Genomic DNA, 17,851 nt, shown 5'->3' on the forward strand with positions numbered 1-17,851 from the left:
AATTGGACTGAATTAGTAAGGAGGCATAAGCAAACACTCCTTGGTTTCAGGAGTTTTTATTGTACAACTCGAATCAAGTATGAAAAAATCGCCGGTGATATGATCAAACAAAGCATTTCAGCTCCCCCCCGCAGCTTACCGAAAAACTCCTCGACCTATTCCGTTGGCTATTCGTCAGGAGGTATTCTCGCCTTATCGTTATTTGATTAAGGAGCGGGATAAGATGAGTAAGGTACATTCGCAACCGGCGGAGATCAAAGTTGAGGTCATTCCGGCGCACAAGTTTATCGGGATCTGGGACATTTCCGTAACAAATTATGGGGACTTCTGGGATAACGGGCACTCTTGTGATGAGATTAGCGGTACGTTGGAGAGTATGTCTAACCATGCACTCCCTGGACAACTTGGTCAAACTGCAGGATGGTTTTACCAGAACGGCCAGAAAGGGTACTTGTATGGAATCACCGTTTCACTGGAGTATAAAGGACTGGTTCCGGCAGGTATGGCGTGCAGAGAAATTCCGGAATCTGAATATTTGGTCTTTTTCCACCCACCGTTCGACTACATGAAAGATAATGGCGCTGTTATGGGGACAATTGAAGAGGTAGTATGGAACTTCGATCCCCAAGGTATGGGATACGAAACAATCTTCCCCACAATAGACGCTTCTGACAATGTAGTACAGATGACCAATCGCATATTTGAAAGACAAATTTTTGAATACCAGTACGAAGCACGATTTGCTTTCTTAACTCTTTTCTTACGAATGATCGTTCATTTTACTGTCCCTCTTTCACAAAAGTCTCGACACGTGCCTTGATCGCATCGCGAACGTTTCGGAATTGCTTCATTATGTCCTCTTCCGTTCCAGTTGCTTTGGCAGGATCGTCAAAGCCCCAATGCCATTTCACCACATTTGGATTGGATATAACAGGACAATGCTCATCGGCATGACCGCAAAGAGTAATGACATAAGTTGCACGATTTAATATCTCTGGATCGATAACATTAGAAGAGTTTTGGCATATATCTACTCCAGCTTCTTTCATCACTTGAACTGCTCTTGGGTTCAGACCATGTGCTTCGAGTCCTGCGCTTTTCACTTCGTAATGTTCACTGCCAAGGGCATTAAGAAAACCATCTGCTATTTGACTCCGACAAGAGTTACCTGTACATAAGAAATATACTAGTTTCTTTTCCATTATTCATTTCTCCTTATAAATTCATTTAGTGGATGACGCTAAGCCATAAGTAAAGACCAACTAGCGTAATAAACAGAACGGGAAGGGTTAGTACGAGTCCAACTTTAAAATAATAGCCCCATGTAATTTTTACACCTTTTTTGGAAAGGACATGCAGCCAAAGTAAGGTTGCTAGAGATCCAATTGGCGTGATTTTAGGGCCTAAATCAGAACCAATCACATTGGCATAAATCAATGCCTCTCGTAATACACCATTCGTATTCGTTCCCTGAATAGCCAAGGCATCGATCATGACCGTAGGCATGTTGTTCATAATGGAAGAGAGGATGGCTGCGATGAATCCCGTACCAATCGTTGCCATAAATAAGCCTTGATCAGCTGCCCACTGAAATACTTTCCCTAGTTCATCCGTAAGACCAACATTACGAAGCCCATAAACGACAACATACATGCCTATAGAGAAAACGACAATTGACCATGGTGCGCCCTTTATGACAGCGCTAGTATGGATAGCAGGGCTTTTACGAGCCGCGATAATAAAGACAATTGCTGCTATGCCTGCGACGGTGGATACAGGAATGTTTATGAATTCACTTGCGAGATAAGCCACTAATAAAACAGTTAATACAACCCATGATAACCTAAACAAACGCATATCTTTTATCGCCGCACGTGGTTCCTTGAGTTGACTTAGATCATAATGCTTCGGAATGCTTTTTCTAAAAAGTAAGAATAGCACAAGCAAACTAGCCCCTACTGCGAAGAAATTCGGAATAATCATCCGACTCGCATACTCGGCAAATCCGATGCCAAAGAAATCAGATGATACAATATTTACTAAATTGCTTACAACAAGAGGTAAAGAAGCTGTATCTGATATAAATCCACTTGCCATAATAAATGGTAGGATCATACGATCATCAAATTTCAATGCTCTGACCATGGCGAGAACTATCGGCGTGAGAATAAGTGCAGCACCATCATTTGCAAAAAATGCAGCTACAGCAGCACCAAGCAATACGACTAAGGAGAACATGAGGTATCCGTTGCCTTTTGCGAAGCGTGCCATATGGAGTGCTGACCATTCGAAGAATCCTATCTCATCCAGGATAAGCGAGATGAGGATAACCGCGACAAAAGCTAATGTCGCGTTCCAGACAATGCCGGTTACGTCCCAAACATCATTAAAATCGACAACACCAAAGAGTAGGGCGAGTATAGCTCCACCAACAGCCGTATAGCCGATATTTAAACCTTTAGGTTGCCAAATGACGAAGATCAAGGTGATAAGGAAAATAAGGGATGCAATTACTAACATGGTTCCTCCTAAAATCTTTTTTCATAAGTACTCTTCGGGTAGAAGGTCCTTAATTACAGCAATCGGGGCTCAGTTTCTTGAGTTCTTCTTTCATGGATGGGAGTGTATTTAAGATGCCGTGAAGATAAGGTTTATCATCGGTGTTTAAAGAATAATAAATCCACTGTGCGCGTCTTGTCTCGCTAACCAAACCGCCATCTTTTAGTTTTCTCAAATGTTGGCTTATATTAGGTTGTGTCGTTTCAAGAATCGTTACAATATCACATACACACATTTCTTTCTCTTTGAGCAGTGCAAGAATGGTAAGACGAGTCTTGTCAGAGACTAGCTTTAGTGTCTCGGCAAGATTATCTATCGGTTGTATCATGTGATCACTCCTTTAAAGCATGGATTTGTGTTCAAATAGGTTCATACCTTTTAATGTTTATTATAATCTACTGATTATATAAGTAAAGGATTATATAAGTGGTCACGAATATAAATGGGATAAGAAATTTAAAGTTGCAAATTGCAAGTAATCAGTGTACAAATAAAACAGGGGGAATGAATAATGAACAACCCACGAGAACTACTACAAATCCTAGCAAGGCAATTTGGTCTTTTGAACAAAAACTGTTGCCAGATCAGTGGTCTGGAAATATCACTCATTCAAAGTCATATCTTATATGAAATTGGTCGCCAGAACCTGCCTTCCATGCAAAAGGTAGCAGAAACGCTTGGTGTGGATATTACGACCTTTAGTAGGCAGATCCAATCATTAATAAAGATTAACTTAGTGAAGAAAACTGCTTCTCCTGAAGATGGCAGAGTGTATCTGTTGTCACTGACGACGGAAGGGAAGTTTGTAGTGGGCTCAATTGATAAAACGATGAACGATTATTTAGATGACGTCTTTTCATTCATGAATGAGTTTGAGAAGGATACCGTCATCCGATCGCTACAATTACTAAATACAAGCATGCAAAAATCAAAAATGTGCTGCACACCTATGGGGTAATGAGATTACTCCATATCTTTTAAACTAATACTTGCAAAATACAAATAATATTGTTCATTAAGGAGATCTTATGAGTGAAATATACGATGTAATAAGCTGCCACCATAACTGGTTTATTAATACTGTAAAACTAAGTTTAGATCATTATGAAATAATAAAAAGAATTAAATCGGAGGGAAAATCGCTATGAAAAACATTGAACTTAAACAGACCGAATCTTGTTGTGCATCACCTTTCATTAAAAAAGATGTTACAAATATTGCAATACAACAACCAAAAAAGAAATTGAATAAATTACCTGTAGCAATCATTGGGGCTGGCCCGATAGGTTTAGCCGCAGCAGCGAATTTAGCGGAGCGCGGAGAGAATTTCATCCTTTTAGAATCGGGTCCACAAGTAGGGCACAATATATCTAATTGGGGACATGTCCGCTTGTTTTCACCGTGGCAATACAATGTAGATAAAGCAGCTGCAAGATTGTTGTCCAAACATGGATGGAGCGCTCCTTCACCTGATGAACTGCCTACTGGGTTAGAATTGTTAGAGAAATACTTGCTGCCATTAGCTGATCTTCCGGAGATAAGATCTCAACTAATCCTGAAATCCAAAGTGCAGGGCATAAGCAGAAAAGATACAGATAAAATGAAATCAGAACTTAGAGAGATTCATCCGTTTGTGATATACGCAGAGGTAGATGGTATTATGCAAAGTTATGAAGCAAAAGCAGTAATAGATGCTTCTGGAACGTGGGGACACTCGAATCCCTTATATGCAAATGGTTTATGGACCAATGAAGAACAGTCACTAAATAAGAATATATTTTATGGTATCCCAAATATTCAAGGGATCGACAAGGAAAGATTTATAGGGAAAAGCATAGCTGTAGTTGGTGGTGGTCATTCTGCTATAAATACATTATTAGATCTTGCACAGCTAAAAGAGACTGATCCAAATATGAAGATTGTGTGGATTTTGAGGAAGAACAGAGTAGAGGACGCATATGGTGGAGAAGCAAATGATCAACTTGAAGCTAGGGGCGAGTTAGGAAGCCGCATTCACCAATTGGTTAATTCTAAACAATTAGAAGTGGTTACTCCATTTAAAATTCAAAAGCTAAGCTGTTCAGATGGGAGATTGACTATTAGCGGTAAAAATAAAGAGAAAAGTATGGATTTACATGGAATTGATGAAATTATTGTAAATACAGGTAGTCGGCCAGATTTTTCTTTCTTGCGAGAACTACGATTAAGCATTGATCAAGCCACAGAAAGTATAGAGACACTTGCACCCCTTATCGACCCGAATGTCCATAGTTGTGGTACGGTTCGACCTCACGGAGAAAGGGAGCTGCGACATTCAGAAAAAGACTTCTACATTGTTGGAATGAAGAGTTACGGTCGGGCTCCAACATTCTTGATGGCTACCGGTTATGAACAAGTAAGATCAGTTGTAGCTTATCTTTCGGGTGATTATGAAGCTGCTTTGAAAGTTGAGCTTGATTTACCTGAAACAGGAGTATGTAGTATTAATAATTCGCCATCGAAGAAAGATGAAAACTCATTTTCAACTATACCAACTGTAAGTTCTTCATGTTGTAAATAATATAACCATGAAAAAAATGAAAAAAACTTGCAGGCACAGGAGAGCCTAATTTTGATTATCCATAAAGGAGAGAGTTTCTATGACGATAAGGGAAATAACGAATGACCAAATTGAGTTTTTAAATAGAAATGGGAGGAAAATGATCTCCATTGTCAATGAAACAGGTAGTATTCAAATTGTTGGGTTGGAGAATATTGAGAGGCTCCGAAATTTTCTAAATGAACGGAATGAGACGAAATACAATTTGAGAGATCCATTTCTTCATAAGAAAATATGATATTTGTTGTAATCAGGTTTAAGCCATGATAATAAAATACTTTGATAAATTAAAGGATTTAGTTCTAAATTCAATAAAAAAAGCACGACTCTAGAGTTGTGCTTTTTTTATTGGATTTTAAAGTTTATTAACTAAACAGATCTGCAATTCCAGGGCTATGCTCATTCGGCATATCAGGAAGCTCAGGAACTGGAAAACCCTGAGGAGGAGGTGTTACAGAAAGTGTACCACTATTCCTGCTTGGGCTTTCGCCATGGAAAATGTTAGAAATCAATGTTTCGTCTAAACGGAAATTAAATTGCATGTTGTGATAGCCCATGTCTACGAACTTTCTGCACTCGGGATATTTGTTGATGTCGTAGTTAGGTACCGGGAACACTTTACCCCAATCAACGCCTAGTGTTTCAAGTGCTTTGGCAAAAGCGTTCTGATGCGCATTGTCACGGACAATAAGAAATCCTAACGTTTCTCTGAATGTTTGATTTGAGCTCATCTCATAAATTCGTGTTTTCTGCAGAACACCAGTAGACTCGAGTACGACATTGTTCAACATGTCTGCAACAAGATTGCCATGACTATAAACCCAAGATCCATTCCATGGATTTCCTCCCGCATCTACAGGTAAAGAACTTTTAGCTCCCATAATAAAGTGGTGGGGGTTTGCGTGTTTAATCGCCTCGTCAATCGGAGCTTTATCAACACCAGCATCTCCTGGAGTATTTAGACCGGATTCGTTAAGTAGTTGATTGATCGTGTTTTGTACAAGCTCGACATGAGCGATTTCTTCTAAAAATACTCCTCTCAATAGATCGCGAAATTGTTTATCTTTTCCCCTGAAATTAGAGCTTTGGAAAAAGTATTGCATCATGGTTCGCATTTCACCAAATTGACCGCCTAGCGTTTCTTGAAGAACTTTTGCAGCTGCTGGATCTGGTTTATCTGGCTTAATTACGTTGATTAATTCTTCCTTGTAATAGTACATAAATACTCACCTCTTAATAGATTCTAAACGACCTGAACACGTTGATTATAATCTCACAGTTAAAGTCTCATTATGCAGATTATGAAAAGGAGTGTGGATGTCATATCAATTTCAATGAAGGGAATTGATAAATAAAAGGGTCATTTTGAAGGTGATACGAAGAGCCTTAACACAAGTAGTGTGTGAATTGAGGGTTGAAGTGTGGATTTTAAATATCCTTATAGAAAGTTGAATGATTCCGTGGATTCCTGATTGCTTATATTGGCAATGCATATTCCTCGAGATCATTTACAAAAATACGTAAAACATAAGAAATGACTTTATGCCAAAGGCCGTACGCAGTCATCTAAATGGCTCATTCGGTCTTTGGCGTTGTTACTAATCAGGGCACATCGCGCATACAAAACGAGTTGCATCTTCTGCTTTCATGACAAGTCCTACCCATACTTGATGTCTATTTAAGATGGGATGATTATTGGTGCTACCGTTAACAGGGATGCTTCTAGATAGTGTAAACATGGTATCACTCCTATTGTTTTTTAGAAACAAGATTTTAATGTTGCCAACCACATACATTGCAAACGGACGGCCTTAGTCATATTGAATATAGCGGGTAAGGCCGCTTAATCGATCATTAATCAGGGTGGAAGTTTATTAATTAGTACGAGATATCCGTTAGCGCCGTGAATCTCAACACCATCGGCGCCTGTACGAATGGCTGCAGCTCCTGTTTTTCTGAAATCGTCAACGGTCGCTTTCACTTCGGCTTTACTCAATGCGCGCGATTCAGGAATATCAAGGATACAAACGAGAGCTTACTCGAAATCATCTCCGAATCCGCTGAACCAGCCTGATAAAGTGGCAGGGGCATTCGGGAATAACCAATTCCTTGTTTGCTTGTGCATGAGCACAGTTCCTCAAATTGGTACAGAACATGGTTTCTAATTTTGAATTCAAAAAGTCTGCTATTATTTATGTCTATTCGGCTGTTTACATTTAGATTTCCGAGGAAGAGTGCTTGGGGTTTATTCATCAAACAGTTATTCATCATTTAATGACAATAGTTTTGTTTTGGTGTGGTTTAGTTATTTTAACTAGTATGTATATTACTATCCCTTTGAGTGAGATAGCTTAAATATGATGTTTGTGATTGATGGACTTGGAGGAATGGGGAATGTCTTTTATTAAAGGAATAGTTGGCGGGTATTCAGAAAAAATACAATCAACTCTGCATGAGCAAGCTCCGGAACGGTTCTATGGCTTCCCCGTTGATATAGGGAAGAGCGTAATCACAACGGTGCCGAGGTTCATCGAAAGTTACTTGGCTCTAAATAAAGATGAACGATTAGAAGCAGTAGATTGGCTAACGTTTCCTTCGCAGTCACTTCTCGAAATAACAAAGGGGGAAGTTTATGCTTCCTCATGGAGCGTCAATATGCACCTTATCCAAAATGGTTTGGTACTGCATTTAAACGTTTGAAATGTTCAGATCAAATAATGACTCATCTTTGGACTGTTCAAACGGCTGTTACATGGAGAGAACGCGAGCTTGCTTTGAATATTGCTTACAAACACCTATCAATTATGCACAACGGACTAGGGCTCACTGAAAAGATTCCTAATGACGTTTCAACCTTTTTTGATCGTCCCTTTAAAGTAATGAACGGTGAAAAAAATGCTAGCCTCATTGCAAATCAAATTATGGATACAGATATTCAACAGTTATCCAAAAAACGTTTGATTGGTAGCATAGACCAGATTACAGACAACACAGATTTCAGAAAAATGAATAAGTGGTCTGAGGGAGAAGGGGAATGTGCAAGAAAAGCTTTGATAAATCTATTTAAACCCAGTTAGTGGTATTCGCATTATGGGAATAATTAAGTTTAAGATATAATTTAATTTTGAGTCTATTAAAAAGTGGTGACGTTATGATTTCAATTGGACTTGCAGGGTGGGGGGATCACGACCTATTCTACAGCATGGGAATTAGACCTCAACAAAAGCTAAAGGAATATAACAACTTTTTTTCAGTAGTTGAAGTAGACAGCTCCTATTACGCTATACATAAGTCTGAACTATATGAACGTTGGATAAAGGATACAGCAGCTGACTTTTTCTTTCTAATCAAGGCATATCAAGGTTTGACAGGACATACACGCCAGCATTATTCTGATGAAGAATTGGATACGATGTTTCAATCTTTTAGAGAATCGATTGCTCCAGTTATTGAAGCGGGAAAATTAAAAGCAGTTCTGTTTCAATATCCGCCATGGTTTGAATGTAATCGAAGTAATGTAGACATGTTGCGTTCCACTAAAAAACGAATGAAAGATATTCCCTTAGCACTTGAATTTCGACATCAAAGCTGGTTCAGCCCTGATATGCGTGAAAAGACCTTGCAGTTTATGCGAAATGAAGGTTGGATTCATAGTATTTGTGATGAGCCTCAGGTCTTCCCTGGATCTGTTCCTACCGTCTTAGAGGTATCAGATCAAGACTTAACTATTGTAAGGTTCCACGGTAGGAATGTTCAGGGATGGACCTCAAGTGGACAATCGAATTGGAGAGAAGTGAGGTATCTCTATCGTTATAGTAGCGAAGAATTGCTTGAATGGAAGCAAAACCTTGAGAATCTTAGCAAAGAATCCAAGGAGATATGTGTGATTTTTAATAATAATTCTGGCGGTGATGCTGCATCGAATGCTTTTGAGTTGATGGAGATACTAGGTCAGAAAATAAAGGCTCTTCCACCACAACAAATCGACATGTTTGAATGATTTTCAAGTCGATATTCAACAGTGCTATGTCTGCTGAAAGAAGTGTTGAAGGATGAAAATGATATATAACCCCTCAATATGAGGTAATATAAAAACAGACATCTTTCGCACAAAAAAGCTTGTACAAAAGATGCCTGTTTCATTTTAAACTTCCAATGACAGTGGTTAAGCAACATTCTTTACTGCCGTATTTGATTCACTTATTCCGATTTGAAGAGTTACTCCGTCACCGTTTGATAAATGAGAACAGGAGGCTCCGCATGCTCTGCAATACGAATATTTTCATAAATCATTTGAAGAACCTCGTCTACATTCTCACGATTTGAATGAATGGTTACGAGCGAGTCGCCTTCTTGGACAGGATCGCCAACCTTTTTGTTGAGCATCAGACCAACAGCTAGATCGATAGTTGATTCCTTTGTCGCACGACCTGCGCCGAGCAGCATTGCAGCGGTTCCGATTGCATCAGCTACAATTTCAGCTACAACTCCTGTTTCGCGGGCAGGCACTTCAATTAAGTAGGCTGCATTCGGCAATTTATCTGGATGATCGACAACTGAAGCATCTCCGCCTTGATTGGCAATAAAGTCTTTAAACTTCTGCAACGCTTTGCCATTACGGATTACTTCTTTTAACATTTCCTCAGCTTCCTCAAGCGAGCTTGCTTTGTTCGCCAAGAAAACCATTTGCCGGCCAAGAGCGAGGCACAGCTCTTCCAAATCCTTTGGACCTTTTCCTTGCAGCGTATCGATAGCTTCTTTTACTTCTAACGCATTTCCAATAGCATAGCCTAGCGGCTGACTCATATCAGAAATGACAGCCATTGTTTTCCGACCAACATTATTTCCTATGCTTACCATTGCATGTGCCAATTCCTTAGCATCTTCAACGGTTTTCATAAATGCACCGGCACCTGTTTTCACATCCAAAACAATCGCGTCAGAGCCAGCAGCAATTTTTTTACTCATAATGGAGCTTGCAATGAGTGGAATGGAGTTTACGGTTCCCGTTACATCACGAAGAGCATAAAGCTTCTTGTCAGCAGGTGTAAGGTTTCCGGATTGACCGATTACAGCAATTTTGCTCTCATTCACTAACTTAACGAATTCATCTTTATTAATCTCTACATGGAATCCTTCGATGGCTTCCAATTTATCGATTGTACCGCCGGTATGACCGAGTCCACGGCCAGACATTTTAGCTACTGGAATATCCAATGCTGCAACAAGAGGGGCTAAGACTAACGTTGTGGTATCACCAACACCACCTGTGGAATGCTTGTCCACCTTCACACCCTCAATCGCTGATAAGTCAATAACATCCCCGGAGTTTACGATTGCCATCGTCAGGTCAGCACGTTCTCTATCATTCATATCCTGGAAAAAGATAGCCATCGCTAAAGCACTGACTTGGTAATCTGGAATCTCATCGTTGGTGTAGCCTTGGATAATAAAAGTGATTTCCTCTGTCGTTAATTGTCCGCCGTCACGTTTTTTTTCAATTAAATCAACCATTCTCATAAGATGCTCTCCTCTTTATGCGTAAGTTATTTTAGTATGAGATCAAAGGGAGGTTACAGTATCAAGAGCGACTTCCATCATTTCGTTAAAGGTCGTCTGGCGCTCTTCCGCTGTCGTTTCTTCACCGGTCAGGAGGTGATCACTCACCGTCAAGATGGTCAAAGCGTTAACTCCATATTTAGCTGCAAGCGTGTAAAGCGCAGTTGTTTCCATCTCCACACCCAATACACCATGATCCATCAATTTTTGTACGATTGATTTGTCGTCGCGATAGAAAGTATCCGAACTGAATATATTACCCACATGAAGCTTTAAGCCTTTAGCAACAGCACGATCATAAGCTGCTTTCAACAGGTTGAAGCTAGCGATGGGGGAGAAGTCATAACCGCCAAAGACGTGGCGGTTTACACTAGAATCTGTACAAGATGCTTGTGCTAAGATAACATCCCGAACATGTACATCCTCCTGCATGGCACCGCAAGTACCGACACGAACAAGGTTTTTGACCCCATAGTCTTTAATTAATTCATTTACATAAATACTAATGGAGGGAATACCCATACCCGAACCCTGTACAGATACGCGTTGACCGCGATACGTTCCTGTATAACCAAGCATACCGCGAACCGTGTTGTAACAAATGACATCCTCTAAATAAGTTTCGGCAATAAATTTGGCACGAAGGGGATCTCCCGGCAGTAGAATGGTTTCTGCAATCTCGCCTTGTTTAGCTCCAATATGAATACTCATTTGAACTCTCCCTTGAAAAATTATTTTAAATCGGATAAAAAGCTGCTGCCGTGCTTAGGCATTTGAACCCCGAAATTTTCTGCAACTGTTGCGCCTATGTCTGCAAATGTATCACGAAGAGCAAGGGCATGACCAGATTTTGTGAAACGTGGAGAATAGGCTAATAACGGTACATATTCACGAGTATGATCGGTTCCACGATAAGTGGGATCATTACCATGATCAGCAGTAATGATGAGCAGATCATGATCGGTCATTTTTGCAAACACTTCTGGAAGACGGGAATCATAATCCTCCAATGCATCCCCATATCCTTGCGGATCTCGGCGGTGACCATATAAAGCATCAAAATCGACTAGATTAATAAAGCTGAGTCCGGTGAATTCTTCGTCGAATGTTGTAATAAACTTGTCCATACCATCGGAATTGGATAGGGTACGCACAGTCTTAGTCACGCCTTCTCCATCATATATATCGGCTATCTTACCAATAGCGATGACATCATAACCCTCGTCTTGCAATTCATTCATAACGGTACGACCAAATGGCTTTAATGCATAGTCATGACGGTTAGCAGTCCTCTTGAAGCTTCCCGGCTCGCCTAGAAATGGTCTAGCGATAATACGACCCAGCATATAGGGATCTTCTAGTGTGATTTCCCGGCAAAATTCACATATTTCATACAGTTCTTTCAGAGGTACAATGTCTTCATGAGCAGCGATCTGAAGAACAGAATCAGCAGAGGTGTAAACGATGAGCGCACCAGTTTTCATATGCTCCTCACCGAGCTCGTCCAAAATTTCTGTTCCGCTGGCAGCTTTATTGCCTATTACTTTACGACCGGTTTTTTCTTCAATTTGACGGATTAAGGCATCAGGAAAACCATCGGCAAAAACACGAAAAGGTGTATCAATATAGAGGCCCATTATTTCCCAATGTCCAGTCATCGTATCTTTCCCGACTGATTTTTCCTGCATTTTTGTGTAGTAAGCCATGGGTTGATCAGCAATAGGCACACCTTGTATTTCCTTAATGTTGGACAAGCCTAGTTTAGCCATATTCGGCATATGCAGTCCTCCACGGGCTTCTGCAATATGACCTAATGTGTCGACATCATAGTCATCAAATTGAGCGGCATCAGGTGCTTCGCCGATTCCAACAGAGTCTAAAACAATGAGATGAATTCTTTGGAATTGCGGAGATGATTTCATTTCTAAAGAACTCCTTTCTTATTTCAAAAATATTCCGGCAACGATGGCAGATAGAACGCTGACCATAGTTGCTCCATATAACAATCTTAACCCAAAACGAGCCACAACATTTCCTTGTTTTTCATGAAGCCCCTTAACGGCACCGGCAATAATGCCGATGGACGAGAAGTTAGCAAAGGATACAAGGAATACGGAAATGATTCCAACTGTTCTTGAAGATAATTGAGTAAGCTTACCAAGCTCAAGCATCGCCACGAATTCATTGGAAACCATCTTAATTGCCATAATGCTTCCGGCATCCACTGCTTCCTTCCAAGGAACGCCCATGAGAAATGCGATTGGAGCGAACACATAACCAAGTAATTGTTGGAATGAAATGCCAAAGATACCGTCAAAAACACCGTTAACGAGCGCGATAAGGGCGACGAAACCGATTAGCATAGCAGCCACAATGATTGCTACTTTGAATCCATCCATTATATATTCGCCAAGCATTTCGAAAAACGATTGTTTTTCTTCTTCTTGTACAGTTAGTATATCTTCTTCCTTATCAACAGTATAAGGATTAAGAATAGAAACGATAATGAAACCGCCAAACAAATTTAGCACCAGGGCAGTTACAACATACTTAGGTTCGATCATGACCATGTATGCGCCGACAATGGACATAGATACCGTTGACATAGCTGATGCGCATAAAGTGTATAGACGTTTTTCAGGCAGCAGTCCAATTTGTTTCTTTACTGAAATGAACACCTCGGATTGTCCTAGAATAGCAGAAGCGACTGCGTTATAGGATTCCAGTTTTCCCATCCCATTAACCTTGCTTAATACTAAACCAACATACTTGATACAAAACGGCAAAATTTTGGTGTACTGCAATATGCCGATTAGTACAGAAATAAATACGATTGGCAGCAAGACGTTTAGGAAGAAGGGACCTTGTCCTTCATTAGCTAAACCGCCAAAAACAAAGTTTACACCTTCTCCGGCATAAGTAAGCAGTTTTTCGAAAACATTGGAGAATCCTTTTATTAGAAATTCCCCAGCAAAAGTGTTCAATAAAGCAAAAGCCAATAGGAACTGTAGTACAACCATTATGATCAGCGGCCGATAACGAATTTTTCGTCGATCACTGCTCCCAATATAAGTTAGACCAAAAACAACGAGAATGCCTAGGATAGCTATTAGAAATTTCATCATGTGTACTCCTCACCAGTTGTCTTTTCTTCACTATCAATTCTTAATAGAACGCTTACAAATCTAGCGAAATAAGATAGACTTGCTGTTTTCTTTTCTGTTTTAGACTTAATTGTTTCTTGTAGGAGTTCTGCTCCTTAAAGGAGCAGAACTGATATTTGATATAGTTAATAGGAAGAGGTTGATTCTTCATTTTCCATTATTTTGACACCTGAGCTTGCACCAATTCTAGATGCACCGGCATCAATCATACTCTTCATATCGTTCAGGTTACGAATTCCTCCAGAAGCCTTTACACCCATTGTTTCACCAACTGTTTCGCGCATAAGGGCGATATCCTCTACAGTCGCTCCTCCAGTTGAGAAGCCCGTTGATGTTTTGACAAAATCAGCACCGGCTTTAGCAGCCAACTGACAAGCAATAATCTTCTCTTCCTTCGTTAAAAGACAAGTTTCAATAATGACTTTAACTAATGCACCACCAGTTGAGGCATCAACAACTGCTTTGATATCTTTTTCGACAGTAGATAAATCTCCATCTTTCAGCGCCCCGATATTGATGACCATATCGACTTCAGTTGCGCCATTTGCAATGGCTTGTTTAGCTTCAAAAGCTTTGGTTTCTGAAGTATTGGCACCTAATGGAAAACCAATTACTGTACAAACTTTAACATCGCTTTCGCTCAACTGCTTTGAAGCATAGGAGACCCAAGTGGGTTGGATACAAACCGAAGCAAAACCATATTTCTTTGCTTCTTCCGTAAGCTTTGTAATTTCGGCTTTCGTTGCATCTGCTTTCAATAACGTATGGTCAATCATTTTTGACAAATTTATCATAAGCAATTCACCGTCCTTTTATACGACTTCTCGAATACAAGGTTATAATAGCACGCGCTTGAACATATGTAAACACACTCATGAAATTATGTTCATCAAAAAAGGATTGGACAGTGAAAAGCAAAGAGGCTATACAAAGGGATTCTTACTCTCACCCTTGTATAGCCTCTACGTGATGCCATTTTGATTATTGTAACAGTGCTTTTGCAGTAAATTGATCGGTAACTAAAATATTAGCATATTTGCCTTTCAAAGCAGCTTCAATGGCTTCAATTTTTCGCTCTCCGCCAGCTACAAGTATTGCTTTTTCCTTTTTTCGCAATTCTGGAAGATCGATACCTACTGTGCGGTTATTAATTTCCTCGTTACAGATATGGCCCTCTGCGTCAAAGAAGCGAGAGCAAATATCACCAACGCCTGTGTGCTGAAGACTATCCTGCTCTTCTTTACTGAAGTATCCAAGCCGAAACAACAGGGCGTTTTCTTTGAGTGTTCCGACAGTAAAAACAGCTACATTCGCTTGTTTGCCTAATTCAATTATACTTCCAATGTGTCGGTCGTCTTCAACCATTTCTTTGACTTGAACGTTATCAAAGATTACCGGCAACGGCAGGTAACGAGCAGCGGTATGAAAAGCCTCTGCAAATAAGTTCACAATTTCTGCTGCATACGTATTCACACGGGAATGGCTGATGCCGCCCTTTAATTGAACAACTTGTACGCCTTTTATAGATTTGGGCTTTAATTGAAGAGCAACAGAATGCATGGTTGTGCCCCAAGTAACACCGATGATATCTCCATCCTTCACCGTTTCGTGAATATATTCGGCTGCTTTTTTTCCGATTGTTTTTTTTATTTCTTCCTGATCATTAAGAGGGGAGTAACTGAGCAATACAGCATCCAATTGATATTTCAGCTTCAATTCATTTGCTAATAAATCTAAGTCATGCGGATCGATGATTTCAATTCTTACATATCCTTTTTCTTTTGCATGCTGGAGCAGCCTGGAAACGGTGGGTCTAGACACACCTAATTTAGCAGCAATCTCAAGCTGGCTATAATCGAATTGATAATAAAGCTTTGCAGCTTCAATACTTAAATTTTGCTTTTGAGTATCCATATATATCAACCTACTTTTTTTATTGAGATCGCATTCAATTCCATTATAGCTTTTTTACAGGAAAACTGTAATCCTTCGCTGTAATTTTTAGGATATGAATCTCGATAATAATCGTAATAGCCTTTATATGTGGCAGGATAAGAAAAAATAATCATCTTTATTCACATATATTTTCAAATATTTAATTTACATATAATAGAAATGTGTGGAATGATCAAGATCATAACTTATGAACTCATTTATTATGAAAATTCGCCTGAATATTGAACAAGGCATGTAAGAATATTCACCCTACATAAGGGACAAATTATGGAATGATTCTTATATTGAATGAGTGGAGGCAAGCCATGACAACTGCTAACGATAAGACTCTTTCTATACTGGCTTTGGGTGGGGTTCATGAAATCGGTAAAAATATGTACGTCATTCGCTATGAGGACGATATTGTCGTTATCGATTGTGGTTCCAAGTTTCCCGATGAAAGTCTGTTAGGTATTGATCTCATAGTACCTGATATCACTTATCTCATAGAGAATAAGGACAAGGTTCGCGCATTAATTATTACACATGGACATGAAGATCATATTGGAGGAATTCCTTATATTTTAAAGCAATTTAATATGCCGATTTACGGATCACCGTTTACTTTAGGGTTAATTAAAGGGAAATTACAAGAAAATAACCTTTCCAGAGATACGGTGCTTCATGAGGTCAATTCAGAATCGGTTGTTACATTAGGCAAAATTAAAATAACTTTTTTCCGTACCAATCACAGTATTCCTGATTGCTTTGGAGTTGTCTTCGATACACCGGAAGGAACTGTCGTACATACAGGAGATTTTAAATTTGATTTAACTCCAGTCAATAAAGAGTACCCAGACATTCATAAAATGGCGAGCATAGGCTCAAAAGGAGTACTGGCTTTGCTCTCAGAAAGTACGAATGCGGAGCGACCAGGCTTTACCCCTTCTGAGAGACTTGTTGGTGAACATATTGCAGAAGCTTTCAAAAAAGCAAAGCATAAGATTTTTGTGTCAACCTTCGCATCCAATGTGCACAGGCTGCAGCATGTCGTTGACGCTGCTATAGAAACGAATCGCAAGCTGCTGCTTCTGGGTCGCAGTATGGTCAATGTTACAGCTGTTGCTGTTGCTCTCGGTCAATTGAAAATACCGGATGGCATGATTGTGGAAGCGACTGAAGCAAGCAAAATGGAAAGAAGCGAAGTGGCAGTGTTGTGCACAGGGAGTCAAGGGGAGCCAATGGCCGCACTCTCACGCCTATCAACCTCAAGCTATCGCCAAGTAGAAGTCTTGCCCGATGATACAGTGGTTTTCGCTGCTTCGCCCATACCAGGAAATGAAAGAAATGTATCAAACATCGTGGACAATTTATATCTACTGGGTGCGAATGTTATATATGGCTCCGGCAATGCTACCGGTATGCATGTTTCAGGTCATGCGAGCCAAGAAGAGCTGAAACTAATGCTTACCCTGATGAAACCCAAATTTTTCATTCCGATACACGGTGAGTACCGCATGCTCTTTCAGCATCGTTTGCTTGCTGAAGCAGTCGGGGTGAAGAGTGAAAATATTTTTATCATTAATAATGGCGAGGTTGTTGATATCCAAAATCAAGAAGCTATTCAAAGTAGAAAGGTTTCAGCTGGAAACACACTTGTTGATGGGCTAGGAATCGGAGACGTTGGGAATACCGTGCTCCGAGATCGGAAGCATCTTGCCGAGGATGGCATTCTTGTCATCGTTGTTACGTTAAATAAATCAGAAGGCAATATTATATCGGGACCAGATTTGATAAGCCGCGGCTTTGTCTATGTGAAAGAAGCTGACAATTTGAAGGAGAGAATGAATGACCTAGTTCTGCAAACGATTAGGGAACTGCAAAAAAACGGAGAGTCCATGAAATGGACAATTGTGAAACATAAAATTAAGGAAGCTATAGGCAAATATGTATATGCGGAAATCAAGAGAAGACCAATGATCCTACCCATCATTATTGAAGTGTAGATATTTGAGATATTCACCATGGAGGCTTG

19 protein-coding genes are annotated in these 17,851 nt (G+C 39.9%); 7 read left to right on the forward strand and 12 right to left on the reverse strand.

Translation table 11 applies throughout. The features are described from left to right. Positions 1–223 precede the first annotated feature (223 nt). Positions 224–820: a hypothetical protein gene (locus AC0YOD_RS08075; protein WP_475798760.1), complete on the forward strand. Its 597-nt coding sequence runs from the start codon at positions 224–226 to the stop codon at positions 818–820. Here AC0YOD_RS08075 and arsC read toward each other — a convergent pair. Genes arsC through AC0YOD_RS08090 form a run of 3 tightly spaced genes read right to left on the reverse strand, consistent with a single transcriptional unit; the run spans position 780 to position 2,884 of the window. Then, the gene (arsC, locus tag AC0YOD_RS08080) at positions 780–1,202 is read right to left on the reverse strand and encodes an arsenate reductase (thioredoxin) (protein WP_475798761.1); all 423 of its coding nucleotides are present in this window, start codon (positions 1,200–1,202) and stop codon (positions 780–782) included. The genes AC0YOD_RS08075 and arsC overlap by 41 nt on opposite strands. A gap of 25 nt (positions 1,203–1,227) precedes the next feature. Then, positions 1,228–2,520: an arsenic transporter gene (locus tag AC0YOD_RS08085; protein ID WP_475798762.1), complete on the reverse strand. Its 1,293-nt coding sequence runs from the start codon at positions 2,518–2,520 to the stop codon at positions 1,228–1,230. Between the two features lie 49 nt (positions 2,521–2,569). Beyond that, the gene (locus AC0YOD_RS08090; protein ID WP_475799326.1) at positions 2,570–2,884 is read right to left on the reverse strand and encodes an ArsR/SmtB family transcription factor; all 315 of its coding nucleotides are present in this window, start codon (positions 2,882–2,884) and stop codon (positions 2,570–2,572) included. Positions 2,885–3,070: 186 nt separating this feature from the next. Here AC0YOD_RS08090 and AC0YOD_RS08095 point away from each other — a divergent pair, with 186 nt between their 5' ends. Further along, positions 3,071–3,517 carry a MarR family winged helix-turn-helix transcriptional regulator gene (locus AC0YOD_RS08095; protein WP_475798763.1) on the forward strand — a complete coding sequence of 149 codons (447 nt, stop codon included), beginning with the start codon at positions 3,071–3,073 and terminating at the stop codon, positions 3,515–3,517. Positions 3,518–3,703: 186 nt separating this feature from the next. Next, the gene (locus AC0YOD_RS08100; protein WP_475798764.1) at positions 3,704–5,119 is read left to right on the forward strand and encodes an FAD-dependent oxidoreductase; all 1,416 of its coding nucleotides are present in this window, start codon (positions 3,704–3,706) and stop codon (positions 5,117–5,119) included. A gap of 404 nt (positions 5,120–5,523) precedes the next feature. Here AC0YOD_RS08100 and AC0YOD_RS08105 read toward each other — a convergent pair whose 3' ends face one another. From AC0YOD_RS08105 to AC0YOD_RS08115, 3 genes are all read right to left on the reverse strand, one after another. Then, positions 5,524–6,378 (reverse strand): manganese catalase family protein, encoded by an 855-nt coding sequence (locus tag AC0YOD_RS08105; RefSeq protein WP_475798765.1) that lies wholly within the window; start codon positions 6,376–6,378, stop codon positions 5,524–5,526. 378 nt (positions 6,379–6,756) lie between these two features. Next, positions 6,757–6,897, reverse strand: coding sequence for an AtaL-like protein (locus AC0YOD_RS08110; protein ID WP_475798766.1), 141 nt, complete (start codon positions 6,895–6,897; stop codon positions 6,757–6,759). A 119-nt stretch (positions 6,898–7,016) separates the two neighbouring features. Next, the gene (locus AC0YOD_RS08115) at positions 7,017–7,154 is read right to left on the reverse strand and encodes an oxidoreductase (RefSeq protein WP_475798767.1); all 138 of its coding nucleotides are present in this window, start codon (positions 7,152–7,154) and stop codon (positions 7,017–7,019) included. A gap of 398 nt (positions 7,155–7,552) precedes the next feature. Between AC0YOD_RS08115 and AC0YOD_RS08120 the strand changes: the two genes are divergently transcribed. The 3 genes from AC0YOD_RS08120 to AC0YOD_RS08130 all read left to right on the forward strand — a co-directional run bounded on the left by AC0YOD_RS08120 (position 7,553) and on the right by AC0YOD_RS08130 (position 9,158). Further along, complete coding sequence (locus tag AC0YOD_RS08120; protein WP_475798768.1) at positions 7,553–7,858, forward strand: hypothetical protein; 306 nt, start codon at positions 7,553–7,555, stop codon at positions 7,856–7,858. Beyond that, entirely contained in the window at positions 7,801–8,235 is a 435-nt protein-coding gene (locus AC0YOD_RS08125) for a hypothetical protein (RefSeq protein WP_475798769.1), read from the forward strand. The genes AC0YOD_RS08120 and AC0YOD_RS08125 overlap by 58 nt, the downstream gene beginning before the upstream one ends. Before the next feature lie 74 nt (positions 8,236–8,309). Further along, a complete protein-coding gene (locus tag AC0YOD_RS08130; protein ID WP_475798770.1) occupies positions 8,310–9,158 on the forward strand; it encodes a DUF72 domain-containing protein in 849 nt (282 codons plus the stop codon). 218 nt (positions 9,159–9,376) lie between these two features. Here the strand turns inward: AC0YOD_RS08130 and AC0YOD_RS08135 are convergent, their stop codons facing one another. The 6 genes from AC0YOD_RS08135 to AC0YOD_RS08160 form a co-directional block, all read right to left on the reverse strand. Beyond that, positions 9,377–10,678: a pyrimidine-nucleoside phosphorylase gene (locus tag AC0YOD_RS08135; protein WP_475798771.1), complete on the reverse strand. Its 1,302-nt coding sequence runs from the start codon at positions 10,676–10,678 to the stop codon at positions 9,377–9,379. Positions 10,679–10,720: 42 nt separating this feature from the next. After that, entirely contained in the window at positions 10,721–11,428 is a 708-nt protein-coding gene (gene deoD / locus AC0YOD_RS08140) for a purine-nucleoside phosphorylase (protein WP_475798772.1), read from the reverse strand. Positions 11,429–11,448: 20 nt separating this feature from the next. After that, a complete protein-coding gene (gene deoB / locus AC0YOD_RS08145; protein ID WP_475798773.1) occupies positions 11,449–12,639 on the reverse strand; it encodes a phosphopentomutase in 1,191 nt (396 codons plus the stop codon). 18 nt (positions 12,640–12,657) lie between these two features. Then, entirely contained in the window at positions 12,658–13,839 is a 1,182-nt protein-coding gene (locus AC0YOD_RS08150; RefSeq protein WP_475798774.1) for a NupC/NupG family nucleoside CNT transporter, read from the reverse strand. Positions 13,840–14,006: 167 nt separating this feature from the next. After that, positions 14,007–14,675 carry a deoxyribose-phosphate aldolase gene (deoC, locus tag AC0YOD_RS08155; RefSeq protein ID WP_475798775.1) on the reverse strand — a complete coding sequence of 223 codons (669 nt, stop codon included), beginning with the start codon at positions 14,673–14,675 and terminating at the stop codon, positions 14,007–14,009. A gap of 187 nt (positions 14,676–14,862) precedes the next feature. Further along, on the reverse strand, positions 14,863–15,795 hold the full coding sequence (locus AC0YOD_RS08160; RefSeq protein WP_475798776.1) for a sugar-binding transcriptional regulator: 933 nt from the start codon (positions 15,793–15,795) through the stop codon (positions 14,863–14,865). Positions 15,796–16,142: 347 nt separating this feature from the next. Between AC0YOD_RS08160 and AC0YOD_RS08165 the strand changes: the two genes are divergently transcribed. After that, complete coding sequence (locus AC0YOD_RS08165) at positions 16,143–17,822, forward strand: ribonuclease J (RefSeq protein ID WP_475798777.1); 1,680 nt, start codon at positions 16,143–16,145, stop codon at positions 17,820–17,822. Positions 17,823–17,851: the final 29 nt, after the last annotated feature.

The sequence above is a fragment of the Paenibacillus sp. J31P13 genome (assembly GCF_056269295.1).